Source organism: Streptomyces sp. NPDC005820, from assembly GCF_040630255.1.
GTDB lineage: Bacteria > Actinomycetota > Actinomycetes > Streptomycetales > Streptomycetaceae > Streptomyces.
This window is the reverse complement of sequence record NZ_JBEXXE010000015.1, coordinates 66,679-79,285: the sequence shown is the minus strand read 5'-3', so window position 1 is coordinate 79,285 and position 12,607 is coordinate 66,679. Positions and strand designations below refer to the sequence as shown.

The 12,607-nt window shown below is 72.9% G+C and carries 11 protein-coding genes and 1 pseudogene; 4 read left to right on the top strand and 8 right to left on the bottom strand.

Annotation, left to right across the window (positions count from 1 at the left end; all coding sequences use genetic code 11):
- Positions 1-38: 38 nt before the first annotated feature.
- The 6 genes from ABZ464_RS20005 to ABZ464_RS19980 form a co-directional block, all read right to left on the bottom strand.
- Positions 39-1,274, bottom strand: coding sequence for a cytochrome P450 (locus ABZ464_RS20005; protein WP_359278719.1), 1,236 nt, complete (start codon positions 1,272-1,274; stop codon positions 39-41).
- Positions 1,275-1,320: 46 nt separating this feature from the next.
- Positions 1,321-2,712, bottom strand: a complete 1,392-nt coding sequence (locus ABZ464_RS20000) for an FAD-dependent oxidoreductase (RefSeq protein WP_359278716.1) — start codon at positions 2,710-2,712, stop codon at positions 1,321-1,323.
- Positions 2,709-2,951 (bottom strand): ferredoxin, encoded by a 243-nt coding sequence (locus tag ABZ464_RS19995; RefSeq protein ID WP_359278714.1) that lies wholly within the window; start codon positions 2,949-2,951, stop codon positions 2,709-2,711. Before ABZ464_RS19995 ends, ABZ464_RS20000 begins: the two co-directional genes overlap by 4 nt.
- Positions 2,952-3,064: 113 nt before the next feature.
- Positions 3,065-3,706, bottom strand: a complete 642-nt coding sequence (locus ABZ464_RS19990; protein WP_359278711.1) for a hypothetical protein — start codon at positions 3,704-3,706, stop codon at positions 3,065-3,067.
- Between the two features lie 104 nt (positions 3,707-3,810).
- Positions 3,811-4,311, bottom strand: coding sequence for a GNAT family N-acetyltransferase (locus ABZ464_RS19985; protein WP_359278708.1), 501 nt, complete (start codon positions 4,309-4,311; stop codon positions 3,811-3,813).
- Between the two features lie 46 nt (positions 4,312-4,357).
- Complete coding sequence (locus tag ABZ464_RS19980; RefSeq protein WP_359278705.1) at positions 4,358-6,382, bottom strand: SpoIIE family protein phosphatase; 2,025 nt, start codon at positions 6,380-6,382, stop codon at positions 4,358-4,360.
- Between the two features lie 253 nt (positions 6,383-6,635).
- Here ABZ464_RS19980 and ABZ464_RS19975 point away from each other — a divergent pair, with 253 nt between their 5' ends.
- The 4 genes and pseudogenes from ABZ464_RS19975 to ABZ464_RS19960 all read left to right on the top strand — a co-directional run bounded on the left by ABZ464_RS19975 (position 6,636) and on the right by ABZ464_RS19960 (position 10,048).
- Complete coding sequence (locus ABZ464_RS19975; protein ID WP_359278702.1) at positions 6,636-7,136, top strand: hypothetical protein; 501 nt, start codon at positions 6,636-6,638, stop codon at positions 7,134-7,136.
- Positions 7,137-7,186: 50 nt separating this feature from the next.
- On the top strand, positions 7,187-7,786 hold the full coding sequence (locus tag ABZ464_RS19970) for a vitamin K epoxide reductase family protein (protein ID WP_359278997.1): 600 nt from the start codon (positions 7,187-7,189) through the stop codon (positions 7,784-7,786).
- A 192-nt stretch (positions 7,787-7,978) separates the two neighbouring features.
- Positions 7,979-9,485 (top strand): annotated as a pseudogene (locus tag ABZ464_RS19965) (cbb3-type cytochrome c oxidase subunit I).
- A 2-nt stretch (positions 9,486-9,487) separates the two neighbouring features.
- Positions 9,488-10,048 carry a hypothetical protein gene (locus ABZ464_RS19960; RefSeq protein ID WP_359278699.1) on the top strand — a complete coding sequence of 187 codons (561 nt, stop codon included), beginning with the start codon at positions 9,488-9,490 and terminating at the stop codon, positions 10,046-10,048.
- On the opposite strand, the gene ABZ464_RS19955 is transcribed toward ABZ464_RS19960, so the two are convergent.
- A complete protein-coding gene (locus ABZ464_RS19955; protein ID WP_359278995.1) occupies positions 10,033-10,800 on the bottom strand; it encodes a GNAT family N-acetyltransferase in 768 nt (255 codons plus the stop codon). The two genes, ABZ464_RS19960 and ABZ464_RS19955, sit on opposite strands and share 16 nt — an antisense overlap.
- An 87-nt stretch (positions 10,801-10,887) precedes the next feature.
- Positions 10,888-12,504 (bottom strand): serine/threonine-protein kinase, encoded by a 1,617-nt coding sequence (locus ABZ464_RS19950; protein ID WP_359278696.1) that lies wholly within the window; start codon positions 12,502-12,504, stop codon positions 10,888-10,890.
- Positions 12,505-12,607 lie beyond the last annotated feature (103 nt).

Sequence of the window (12,607 nt, the reverse complement as noted above, 5' to 3'; positions counted from 1 at the left end):
GCTGAGACACGCCGGGACCGGGCCCGGGCACGACCTGCCTAGGCCCGGATCCCGTCGCAGGCGATCCGCAGCTGCCGGGGCCCGCGCAGTACGGCGTTCTGGCGGTACGGCGGCGGATCCTCCAGCAGTCGCGGGTTCTCCAGCCGCCGGGCCAGCTCCGCCAGGGCGAACTGGGCCTCCAGGCGGGCGAGGGGCGCGCCGAAGCAGCTGTGGATGCCGCTGCCGAGGCCGAGGTGCTGGATGTCCCGGCGGTCCGGGTCGAAGCGGTCGGCGTGCTCGAAGCGCCGGGGGTCCCGGTTGCCGGACGCCAGCACCAGCCAGAGGGAGGCGCCCTTGGGGATGGTGACCCCCCGCACCTCGATGTCGGCGAGGGTGACGCGCTGCGGAACGAGCTGCACCGGCGGCTCGAAACGCAGCAGCTCCTCGACGACGGGCACCGCCAGCCGGGGATCGGCCCGCAGCCGTTGCAGTACGTCGGGGTTGCGCAGCAGGGTCAGCATGCCGTTGGTGACGAGGTTGACGGTGGTCTCGTGGCCCGCGATCAGCAGCAGCGCGGCGGTGCTGAGCAGCTCCATCGTGGTCATCGAGCCGTCCTCGCCCTTGGCCGTCGCCAGCGCGGAGAGCATGTCGTCACCGGGCTTTCTGCGGCGCTCCTCGATCAGCCCGGCCAGATACATGCCCAACTGCATCCGGGCGTCGTGCGCGCCCTTGCCCCGCTCGGCGGGATCCGCGTCCGGATCGGGGTCCAGGCTCTGGGCGATGGCGTCCGCCCAGGTGTGGAACCGCGCCTCGTCCTCGCGGGGGATCCCGAGCAGCCGGCAGATCACCGTCACGGGGAAGGGGTACGAGAACCGGTCCACCAGGTCGAAGCCGTCCGGATCGCCGATGCCGTCGACGAGACCGGTGACGATGTCGCGCAGTTCGCCCCGCATCCCGTCCACCCGGTGCGGGGCGTGCGGCGGTCCGAAGGGACGGTTCGTCATCCGGCGCAGCCGGTCGTGCTCCGGCGGGTCGAGCCGCAGGAAGCTCGGCGGCAGCGCGCTCTCCTGCTGGTCCGGCTCGGCCAGCGGATCGTGCGCGGCCCGGGGCAGATTGCGGGAGTCGGAGCTGATCCGGGGATCGTGCAGCAGACCGAGGATCTCGTAGTAGGTGCTGACGACGTACGGCCCGTCCTCCTCGTGATGGACCGGCGTCTTCCGCAGCTCCTCGTAGATCGGGTACGGATCGGCCCGGTTGGCGTAGTCCAGGATCTGGTGCAGCGGCGATGGCGTCATGGCGGGTCCTCGTGGCTCGTGGCCGTGGCGGGTCGGTGCGCGGGGGTCAGTGCGCGGGGGTGAACGTCATCCGGCGGTCGGCCGGCGAGTACCCGCTCAGGGTCACGGTGGGGCCGTGGGTCGGCACCGACGGGTCGGGGAAGTCCGCGTCGAGCGCGCGCCGGCCCTCCGCCCGCCGGTCGACCGTGGCGAACTCCGGCGGGAACGGCGCGGTGGTCTCGATCAGCCCCTGGTAGAACGGCAGCCAGCGGGCCTGGTCGAAGGCGACCGCGCCGATGACCCGCCCCTGGTACCCGTACACGCCCACGAACCGGCGCTCCTCCAGGGAGCCCTGGGCGATCAGGATCTCCGTCCCCAGCGACGGCACCCCGACCGACTTGATGTTCACCCCGAACTGCGAGGACCAGAAGGCCGGCACCTCCATGTGGGGGATCCGGTCGGTGCTCTCGTTCAGCATGTTGTGCGCCGCCACCCGTGCCTGGGAGACGGCGTTGCCCCAGTGTTCCAGCGACAGGAACTGATAGCCGAACAGCGGGTGCGGGCAGCGGGCGACGTCGCCCGCCGCGAACACGTCGTCGGTGACGATCCCGCGGATGTCGAAGGCACGGCAGCCGGCGTCACAGGCGATACCGCGGGGCCCGGCGCCGAGTCCGGACCCGGCCAGCCACTCGGTGTTGCGGATGGCGCCCAGCGAGACGACCACCACGTCCGTCTCCACGGTGGAGCCGTCGGACAGCTGCGCGGCCCGCACCCGTCCCGAGGCGTCGCCCTCCAGCGCGGTCACCATCACCCCGCACCGCAGGTCCACCCCGTGCCGCCGCTGCAACTCGGCGGCGACCGCGCCGACCACCCCGCCGAGCGCGCCGACCAGGGGCGAGGCCCCGCGCTCGGCGACCGTGACGGCCAGACCGCGTTCGCGGCACGCGGCGGCGATCTCCGAACCGGTGAACCCGGCCCCGACGACCAGCACCCGCTTGGGCCCCGCGGCGAGCCGCCGCGCGAGCGCCGCGCCGTCGTCACGGGTCCGCAGCAAGAACACCCCGTCGAGCTCCGCCTCGGCCTCCCGCGGCCATGGCCGCGCCCGCACACCGGTGGCGATCAGCAGCCGGTCGTACGGCACCTCGTCGCCGTCGGCCAGCCGCACCCGCCGGCCCGCCATGTCCAGCCCGGTCGCGGCGACGCCGAGCCGCCAGGTCGCGTCGACGGCCCGGAGCCCGGGCAGCGCGGTGCGCTCGGCGGCCGCCCTGCCGAGCAGCACCGTCTTGGAGAGCGGAGGCCGGTCGTACGGCTCGTGGGGCTCGTCCCCGATCATCGTCAGGGAGCCCGCGAAGCCCTTCTCGCGCAGGGTCTCCGCGGCCCGCAGACCCGCCAGCGAGGCGCCCACCACGACGACCCGGCCCTCGCGCCGGAACCGTTCCAGCGACCCGTCACCGATCATCGCCCGGACACCGCCTCGGCCCGCCCGTCAACCGCGTTCACCACGTCCACCGCATCCACCAGGACGGCTTGCACCGGGCAGGCCGCTGCGGCCTGCGCCAGCTTCTCCCGCTGCCCCTCGTCGGGCTCCGGGTCGTACAGCAGCGCCTCGTCCCCGTGCATGGCGAAGACCTCGGGGGCGAGGAACGCGCACTGCGCGTATCCCTGACAGCGGTTCAGATCGACGGCAATCCTCGGCACGGGATCGCTCCTCTCCTACGGCCCGCTCGAGCCCCCTGCGACCAGCCTCGGGGGCCGAAGGCCGGGCGGCGACGAGGAGCGGCCCGTTCGGGTGAGAGCGGCGGCCGGCCCGCTCACGCCGAGGTGGCCCGCCGTCCGGTCGGCGTGGCGCGTCGGCCCCGGAGGATGTCGATGCCGACGATCAGCGCCCAGGCCGGGAAGACCATCTCCGACCAGGGCAGACTCGTCCCGGCGAGCAGCAGCGTCAGGCCCGTGGCGAAACCGAGGAGCACGAGCGGGCGCGGCAGGACGCCGAGCCGGCGGCCGATGGTCGAGGTCGTGATGATGAACACCGCCGCCATCCGCATCGAGTACGTGGTCAGCAGGGTGTAGGCGAAGTTGCGGCCGAAGGGGGCGTTCTGCTGGTCCTCGTCCAGCACGGTCACCGCCGCCGCGGCGCACCCGAACAGGGTGGCGACGAAGATCAGGCCGCTGCCGAGGAACACCGTGGACATGAACCGGTCCTCCGCCTCCCCGGCCTGCTCGCGCAGGGCCCCCATGAACCACAGGAACGCGATCCCGGCGTACGGCAGCAGCCCCAGCGCCGTCTGCACGGTCTTGCGCTGGGCCGCGTCGACGGTGATGTGATGCCCGCCGGCCCCGCCGGGCAGGGCGGTCCGCAACAGGACGATCGCCACGCCCATCAGGACCGCGAAGACGACACCGGCGATCCCGGCGGCCCGGGCTGTCCCGAGGGGCTCGCGCTTGCGCTCCATGGTCTCCCGCTCTCTGTGCGCACCTCTTGCGTCCAGACACCCGCGATCCGGGGAGTTCCGCCACCGGGACCACCCGGGAGGGAGCGAGCGGTGGGCCGTACAGGTCACACGGCGCGCTCCATGCACACCAGCCGCCCCCGCTCGTCCCATGACTCGACGACGGTGAAACCGAGCCGCTCGTACAGCGCGATCGCCCCCGTCCGCCACTGCCACACGGACAACCGCACCGTGCTCACCCCACTCGCCCCGGCCTCGGCGAGCGCGGCCCCGATGAGGGCGGACGCGACACCGCGGCCCCGCAGCGCCGGCTGCGTCCACAGCCGCTTCACCTCGCACAGCCCGTCGACGGGCCCGGTCACCACCAGACAGCCCACGGCGACGCCCGCGCTCACGGCGACCAGCACGACATCACCCTCGAACGCGGCCCTCGGGTCGAGCACCTCGCCCCGATACCGGTCCGGCAAGGCGTCCACATCGTCGACGGCCTCCCCCTTCTCGGCCTGCGTCCGCAGGTGGTAGGCCGCCAGCAACCCGGCGAGTCCGCGTTCCAGGGAAGGGTCCTGATCCGCCCGGCGGACCAGGACGGCCTCATGTCGATCCGTCACGCCGCCAGCATCACACACCGCGCCGGGTCCGGAGCGGGCGGCCCGGTCACTGCGGGCGGGCCATCAGGACCGCGACATCGTCCTGGGCGGGGTGCGGCAGCATCTGTTCGAGGACGCCGTCGCAGAGCGCGGCGAGCGACGGGGCGGGGCGGCGCAGGGCCCGGGCGAGGCGGTCGAGGCCCTGGTCGAGGTCGCTGCCGCGGGCCTCGATGAGCCCGTCGGTGTACAGGACCAGCAGGCTGCCCGGCGGCAGCGGGACCTCCTCGGTCGCGAACCGGCGGCCTCCGGTGCCCAGCGGGGTGCCCGGCGAGCCGTCGAGGAAGGTGATCGCCCCGTCGGGGGACAGCACCGCCGGCGGCGGATGACCGGCCCGGGCGATCAGACAGCCGCCGGTCGCCGGATCGTGCACGGCGTACACGCAGGTCGCCATCTGGTCCTCGCCCATGTCGGACACGACGGCGTCCAGCGAGCGCAGCATCCGGGCCGGACGGATCCCGTGCCGGGCGAGCGACCGCACCGCCGCGCGGAGCTGGCCCATCACCGCCGCGGCATGGATGCCGTGCCCCATCACATCGCCGATGACCAGCCCGGTCCGGTCGTCCGGCAGCGCGATCACGTCGTACCAGTCGCCGCCGACGTCGTGCTCACTGGCGGGCAGGTACCGTCCGGTGAGATCGAGCCCGGGCACGTCCGGCAGCGCGCTGTTGGTCAGGCTGCGCTGCAGGGTCAGGGCCGCCGCCCGCTGCCGGGTGTACATCAGGGCGTTGTCGATGTTCAGGGCGGCGCGCGCGGCCAGCTCGTCGATGAGCACGCAGTCCTGCTCGTCGAAGGGCTCACGGCTGCGCAGCCGGGTCACCACGATCGCGCCCAGCGCCTTGCCCCGGGCGACCAGCGGGACGAGCCGGGCCGAGCCCAGACCCATCAGGTACGCGCGGAGCTCGTCGGCGCGCGGGTCGGTCACCAGGGCCCGGACGTCCGACCGGTACAGGTTGGTGGGACGCCCCTCGGTGATGACCCGCTCGTACAGGGAGCCCTGCTCCAGCCGGGACGTCAGGCCCGGGCGCAGCTTCGCCCGCGGTGCGGCGGGGTCGGCGAAGAGGGCGGCCATCCGCCGCACCACGCCGTGCACGGCGTCGGCGGGCTCGTCGGGGGCCAGCACCTCCTCCAGGAGCTGGACGTCGGCGGAGTCCGCGAGCTGCGGCACCAGCATCCGGACGATCTCCTCGGACGTCTGCTGGAGGTCCAGGGTGGTGCCGACCCGGGTGCCGGCCTCCGCCAGCAGCGCGAAGCGGCGCCGGGCGCGTTCCGCATCGCGTTCGGCCTGCTGGCTCTCGGTGATGTCGATGAGGGACGCGATCAGCCCCAGCGTGCGGCCCGCGCCGTCGAGCAGCGGGGCGTAGGAACAGGACCAGGTGCGCTCCCGATGGGGGTCGGCCGAGGTGTGCCCGCTGCGGCGGACGTCGACGACGGCCGTGCCCCGGTCCAGCACCTCCTGCATCGTCGACTCCAGGGCCGGCGCGTTGACCCCGGGCACGACCTCCGTGAGCCGCTTGCCGACGTGCTCGGCGGCGGAGACCCCGTTCATCCGGGCGAGCGCGTCGTTGACGCGCAGGAACCGCAGATCCGTGCCGAGCGTGGCCAGGCCGATCGGCGACTGGCTGAACAGGCTCTCCAGCGCCGCCAGCGAGTCCCGCATCCGCAGGACCTGGGAGGTCTCCACGGCGATCAGCATCGCCCCGGCCCGCCCGTCCGGACCGGCGGCCGGGACGATCCACATCTCCATCGTGACCTGATGGCCGTCGCGATGCCGCACGGACAGGGTCCCGACGACCGTCTCCCCGCCGTGCACGCGAGAGGTGAGCTGATCGGCCAGCTCACGGTTGCCCTCGGGCACCAGCAGCGCCGAGGCGGGCCGGTCGAGCACGTCCTCGGCCCGGTACCCGAGCAGATCCTGGGCCGCGAGCGACCACTCCACGATCAGGCCGTCCGCGTCCTCCCGCCACAGCGCGATCGGCAGCAGCTCACGCAGCACGCCCGCGTACCCGACCGCCTCCAAGGGCTGTTCCGGCACCTGGCCCGTCCTCTGGGGAGCATCCACCGTATGACCTCACCCTGGGCAACATTTCATACGAAAACACCATATCCGGAACCGTGGCGACCGCCGTGTCCGGCGGCGTCGACGCCGGCCGCCGCGACCGGTGCCCCCCGTCTCCGGGTCAGGGCCGTTCGACCCTAGCGACGCCTGCGGCGCCCTGACTTCACTGATCGCCAGGACCGAACGGAAGGGCGCCGGGACGGCGTCGTACGGCGGGAAGGAGCGGTGGATGATCGCGGTCGTGGGCCACGCCGACGTGACCTCGGAGAGCCTCGGGCTGCTGGAGGCCGAACTGGTGGCCTCGCTGGAGCGTGCGCCCGACGGGGAGCCCGGAGTGGTGCGCGCGGGCGGGGGCGCCCCGGTGGCGTTCGGGCGGGCGCTGCGGGAGGCGGGGCGGGACCTGGTCGTGGTGATCCCGACCCGCGGCATGGTGCCCGCGCTGCTGCCGGAGCGGGACCGGGTGCCGACGGGGGAACTGCTCCTGCTCGCCCGGGAGGTACGGCTGCTGACGTACGACCCCGGCGACCGCGACGCGTGCGTCGGCGCCGACGAGGAGATCATCGCGGGCTGCCGGCGCCTGGTGGCCGTGTGGGACGGCTCGCCGTCCAACGGCCGGGACGCCACCGCGCATCTGGTGGCCTACGCCCGCTCCCGCGGCGTCGAGGTCGAGGTGCTCTGGCCGGCGGGCGCGACCCGCGCGGGTCTGCGCGCGGCCCCGGGGCCCCGGTGACGCCCGCGTCCGGCACGGCCGCCACGGAGGTCCCCGGGACACGCGAGCCGGTGCTCGCGGCCCCGGGCGCGACCGGCGCCTCCCGCGCCCTCGCCTGGCTGCTGATCGTCACCGCGACCCTGGGCGTCCTGGCCTCCTTCGTGATCACCGTGGACAAGTTCCGGCTGCTCCAGGAGCCGGGCTTCGCCCCCTCGTGCAATCTCAGCCCCGTGCTGTCGTGCTCGAACGTGATGCGCAGCGACCAGGCGTCCGTGTTCGGCTTCCCCAACCCGCTGCTCGGCCTCGCGGCCTGTCCGGTGGTGATGTGCACCGGGGTCGCGCTACTGGCCGGGGCCCGCTTCCGGCGCTGGTACTGGCTCGGACTGAACCTGGGCACGCTGGTGGGCGCGGGCTTCTGCATGTGGCTGATGACCCAGGCCCTGTACGAGATCGGCGCGCTGTGTCTGTGGTGCTGCCTGGCCTGGGCGGTCACGATCGCCATGTTCTGGTACGTCACCGTCCACAACCTCCGGCACGGCGTCCTCGGGGCGCCCCGAGGGCTGGTCGCGGGGGTGCGGGAGTTCCACTGGGTGGTGCCCGTCACCTGGTGTCTGAGCATCGTGACGCTGATCGGGACCCGCTTCTGGCCGTACTGGCAGACCCAGCTCTGACCTGGGGCAAGAGAGGACGTTGGGCCCCCGCCTCCGGGACCGGCAGGGACCGTTCGACCCTATCGGCGCCTCCCTCCCCTGCGGTGATCTTGGGTCGGCACTGACCCAAGGGGAGGACACGAACCGGTGGACGAGGTACGTACGGAACAGGTGGAGACCGCGCGAGCCGGCGCCGCGCCCAGGCCCTCCTGGGTGGAGTGGCTGACCACCACCGACCACAAGAAGATCGGCACGCTGTATCTGGTCGGCGCGTTCGTGTTCTTCGTCGTCGGCGGCGTCCTGGCGCTGCTGATGCGGGCCGAACTCGCCCGGCCGGGACTGCAGGTGATGTCGAACGAGCAGTTCAACCAGGCGTTCACGATGCACGGACGTCGCCTTCCCCCGGCTGAACATGCTGGCCTTCTGGCTGTTCCTGTTCGGCTCCTCGATCGCGGCCTTCGGGTTCCTCACCCCGGGCGGGGCGGCGTCCTTCGGCTGGTTCCTCTACGCGCCGCTGTCGGACTCCGTGCACTCGCCGGGCCTCGGCGCCGACCTGTGGATCATGGGCGTGGCACTGTCCGGGTTCGGTTCGATCGCCGGCGCCGTCAACTTCATCACCACGATCATCTGTATGCGCGCCCCCGGCATGACCATGTTCCGGATGCCGATCTTCACCTGGAACGTGCTGCTGACCGGCGTACTGATCCTCATCGTGTTCCCGGTCCTCGCGGCGGCGCTGTTCGCGCTGGAGTGCGACCGCAGGTTCGGCAGCCATGTCTTCGACGCGGCGAACGGCGGCGCCCTGCTCTGGCAGCACCTGTTCTGGTTCTTCGGCCACCCCGAGGTCTACATCCTGGCGCTGCCGTTCTTCGGGATCGTCTCCGAGGTCATCCCCGTCTTCAGCCGCAAGCCGATGTTCGGCTACATGGGGCTCATCGGCGCGACCATCGCCATCGCCGGCCTGTCGGTGACCGTGTGGGCCCACCACATGTACGTCACCGGCGGGGTGCTGCTGCCCTTCTTCTCCTTCATGACGTTCCTCATCGCCGTCCCGACCGGGGTGAAGTTCTTCAACTGGATCGGCACGATGTGGAAGGGCAGCCTGTCCTTCGAGACCCCGATGCTCTGGGCCACGGGCTTCCTCATCACGTTCGTCTTCGGCGGACTCACCGGAGTGATCCTCGCGTCACCCCCGATGGACTTCCATCTCTCCGACTCGTACTTCGTCGTCGCCCACTTCCACTACACGGTCTTCGGCACGGTCGTGTACGCGATGTTCGCCGGCTTCCACTTCTGGTGGCCCAAGTTCACCGGCAGGATGCTCGACGAACGCCTCGGCAAGATCACGTTCTGGACGCTCGCGGTCGGCTTCCACCTCACCTTCCTGATCCAGCACTGGCTCGGCGCGGAAGGCATGCCCCGCCGCTACGCCGACTATCTGGCCGCCGACGGCTTCACCGCCCTCAACACCCTGTCCACCATCGGCGCGTTCCTGCTCGGCCTGTCGATCCTGCCGTTCTTCTACAACGTGTGGAAGACCGCCAAGTACGGCAAGCCGGTCACCGTGGACGACCCCTGGGGCTACGGCCGCTCCCTGGAGTGGGCCACCTCCTGCCCGCCACCGCGCCACAACTTCACCAGCCTGCCCCGCATCCGGAGCGAGTCGCCCGCCTTCGACCTGCGCCACCCGGAGATCGCCGCGCTCGAGACGGAGGGCTAGCCGTGGTCCAGCCCGTCGCCGCGCTGGGTGTCGCGATGGTCACCGTGTCCGGCTGTGTCTGGTATCTGCCGGCCCTCGTCGATCTGCGGGCCGGCGCCGACCGCCCCGACTCCCGCCGCACCGCCGCGGCCTCCTGTCTGAGCGGCTGGGGCACGACCGGGGTGATCGCCCTGCTGCTCCTCCTGGTGGAGATGTGGTGGGCGCCCGTCGCCGCGGCGGTCACCGGGGCGGCCGTCACGGCGGGCCTGCGGGGCCGTGCCGTCGTACAGCGGCGGCGCGAGACGCGGCAGGCCGCGCACGACTGGGCGGAGTTGCGCGCGGACCCGCGTCCCGTCGGCACCGGCCGGGCCCGGCATGTCGTCGCCGTCCTCCTCGCCTGCGGGCTGTGCACGGCGGCGACCATGGCGGCACTGGAGCAGGCCGTCGCGGGGGAGCGGGGCGCGGCCTCGTGGGCGCTCGCCGTGGCGCCGACCGGGATCGTCGCCCTGTCGGTCGCCCTCGCGGTCACGTACGCGGGCCTGGCCGGGCGCCGTGCCGGGCCGCGGGGCTACCGGAGACCGTAGAAACGCAGGGGCGAGTTCGGCGCGAAGCCGATGCGGGGATAGACGGGCGCCCCGGCCACCGTCGCGTGCAGGGTGGCCCGGGTCGGTCCGGTGGCCCGGGCGCCTTCGTACAGGGCCTTGCGGGTCACGGCCTCGCCGTAGCCCCTGCGCTCCCACTCCGGGGCCGTGGCGACCAGGAGGACGAACAGCCGGCCGTCGGCCTCGACGGTCCCGGCGCAGGTCACCGGGACGCCGTCCCGCAGGCCCAGCCAGGCGTGCACGCCCCGCTTCCAGAGCGTGGAGCCGGCGAGTCCGTCGCGCCCGTCCTCCAGCGGGAAGCCGTAGGCGCGGGAGTTGAGGTCGGCGTAGGCACGCAGATGTGCGTCGGTGCTCACGCGGACGAACGTGAGGTCGGGGTGGGCGGGTTCGGGGACCGGGAGCAGGTCGCCGGCCATGCCGGTGCCGGGGAAGACGTGGGCGAGGCCCGCTCGTTCGGCCGCCGCCGTGAGTCCCGCGCGTGCCTCGGCGTCGAGGAGATCCTCGAAGACCCAGAGGAAACCGGGGTGTTCCTTCGCCCGCATGACGTCCGCCGCCTCCGCCAGGCGCCGTTCCGTCAGGGCCGCGTCCGCCCCCGCCTCGGTGAGCGTGACACAGTTCCAGAAGGCGAACCGGCAGTCCGCCCAGCGCACGGCGATCCCCGGAAGGTCCCGGACGTCCGCGCCGGGGTCACGGTCGAGGACCATGGCCCGCCAGACCGTGGCGAGCTGCTCCATCGACTCGACCGCGTCCGCGAGATCCGTACGAGGGGGCACAACGACTCCTTTGCTCGTGGTGGGGGCGTCGAGCCCACGCCGGCCGTCCTACTCGCCCGTGACGAACCGGAGGCGGAGGCGGGGGCGGGTGCGGGGGTCCTTCCGTCGGGCGAAGACCTCCCGCACGACGGCGATCAGCACGACCACACCCCAGGCGACCGAGAACACCGCGATCTGGCCCTCGGCGTCGAACGCCAGCCAGCCGACGCCCGGACCGCCCAGGGTCACACCGGCGGCCGCCGCGAGGGACGAGGGGCGCCGCGCGCTCAACGCGTGGATCAGACAGAGCACGCCGAGGGCGAGCAACGGAACGGCGAAGACCTCGATGTGGTCGAGCCCGGTGTAGTCGTAGCCGTACTCGCTGTCGTACGAGTAGCCGTACTCGTCGGTCGAGCCGCCCGCCTCGACGCTCGCGACGACCAGGGCCCCGGCTCCCCACCACAGCAGCGTGGAGGCGAGGGGGAACCAGCGGAACAGGGCGAGCCCCAGGACGGCGGTCACCACCCACACGGTGATGAGTTCCTCGGTGGAGCCTTCGTACAGCTGGTCGTGGCCGATGCTGACCACACCGGAGGCGACGATGCCCAGCAGGGCGACGATCCTGTTGAGGGCCACCGTCAACCGCCGCTCGTCCGGCGGGCCGGCCGGCCTGGGCGGTGCGGGCGCGGTGCGGGTCTCCTGGTCGGCCAGCGCGGTGTGTCCGGGGCCCGGCGGCGCTGCGGCCGCGGCGCGCGCGGGCGGCACGCCGGGTGTGGGCGGTGTGGAAGGCGCGGGCGGCGCGACCGGGGCCGGAGCCGGAGTCGGGGCCGCGGGCCGCCGGGCCGAGGCGGCGGCCGGAACGGTCAGCGTGGCGAGCAGTTCCGCCAGCGCCTCCCGCAGCTCCGTCGCGCTGCCGAACCGCTCCTCGCGGTCCTTCGCCAGGGCGCGCAGTACGAGACCGTCGACCGCGGCCGGGATCTGCGGACGCAGCCGGGACGCCGCGACGGGCTCCTGGCTGATGTGCTGGTGCATCACGGCGAACGGGGAGTCGCCGATGAACGGCGGGCGCCCGGTCAGCAGTTCGTACAGCAGACAGCCGGTGGAGTACTGGTCGGAACGGCCGTCCACCGACCGCCCCGTGAGCTGCTCGGGGGAGAGATAGGCGGGGGTGCCGACCGTCATGCCCGTGGCGGTGAGCCGGGTTGTGGTCTCCGCGACGACCTTGGCGATCCCGAAGTCCAGGACCTTGTTGTCGCCCCCGGACGTCAGCATGACATTGGAGGGCTTGATGTCGCGGTGGATGAGGCCCTGACCGTGGCTGTGGGCGAGGGCGTCGGCGATGTCCCTGCCGATGGCCAGCGCCCGTTCGACCGTGAACGGCCCCTCGGCGAGCGCGTCGGTCAGCGTGCGCCCCTCGATGAACTCCATGACCAGGAACGGCGTCGTCTCGCCGTCCGTGGTGTCCTCGCCGACGTCGTGCAGCACGGCGACGTTGCGGTGGTTGAGCGAGGCGACGGTGCGCGCCTCCCGGCGGAACCGGACGCGGAACTCCTCGTGGCGGGTGAGGTCCGGCGGCAGGACCTTCACCGCGACCGTGCGGCCGAGCTCCCGGTCGGTGGCGCGCCAGACCTCCCCCATGCCACCGCGCCCCACGGCCTCGACCAGTTCGTATCTCTCCGCGAGCACCCGTATGACTCTGCCCCCCTGATGGCATGCGGCAGCCCGACGTCGGACCGGCTGCCGTGGATTTCGCCCGCCACCATACTGGCGAAAATCCACCCAGGGGACA

Coding starts and splice junctions, on each gene's coding strand:
- ABZ464_RS20005 (WP_359278719.1), bottom strand. CDS start 1,274: ATGACGCCATCGCCGCTGCACCAGATCCTGGACTACGCCAACCGGGCC.
- ABZ464_RS20000 (WP_359278716.1), bottom strand. CDS start 2,712: ATGATCGGTGACGGGTCGCTGGAACGGTTCCGGCGCGAGGGCCGGGTC.
- ABZ464_RS19990 (WP_359278711.1), bottom strand. CDS start 3,706: ATGGAGCGCAAGCGCGAGCCCCTCGGGACAGCCCGGGCCGCCGGGATC.
- ABZ464_RS19975 (WP_359278702.1), top strand. CDS start 6,636: ATGATCGCGGTCGTGGGCCACGCCGACGTGACCTCGGAGAGCCTCGGG.
- ABZ464_RS19955 (WP_359278995.1), bottom strand. CDS start 10,800: ATGGAGCAGCTCGCCACGGTCTGGCGGGCCATGGTCCTCGACCGTGAC.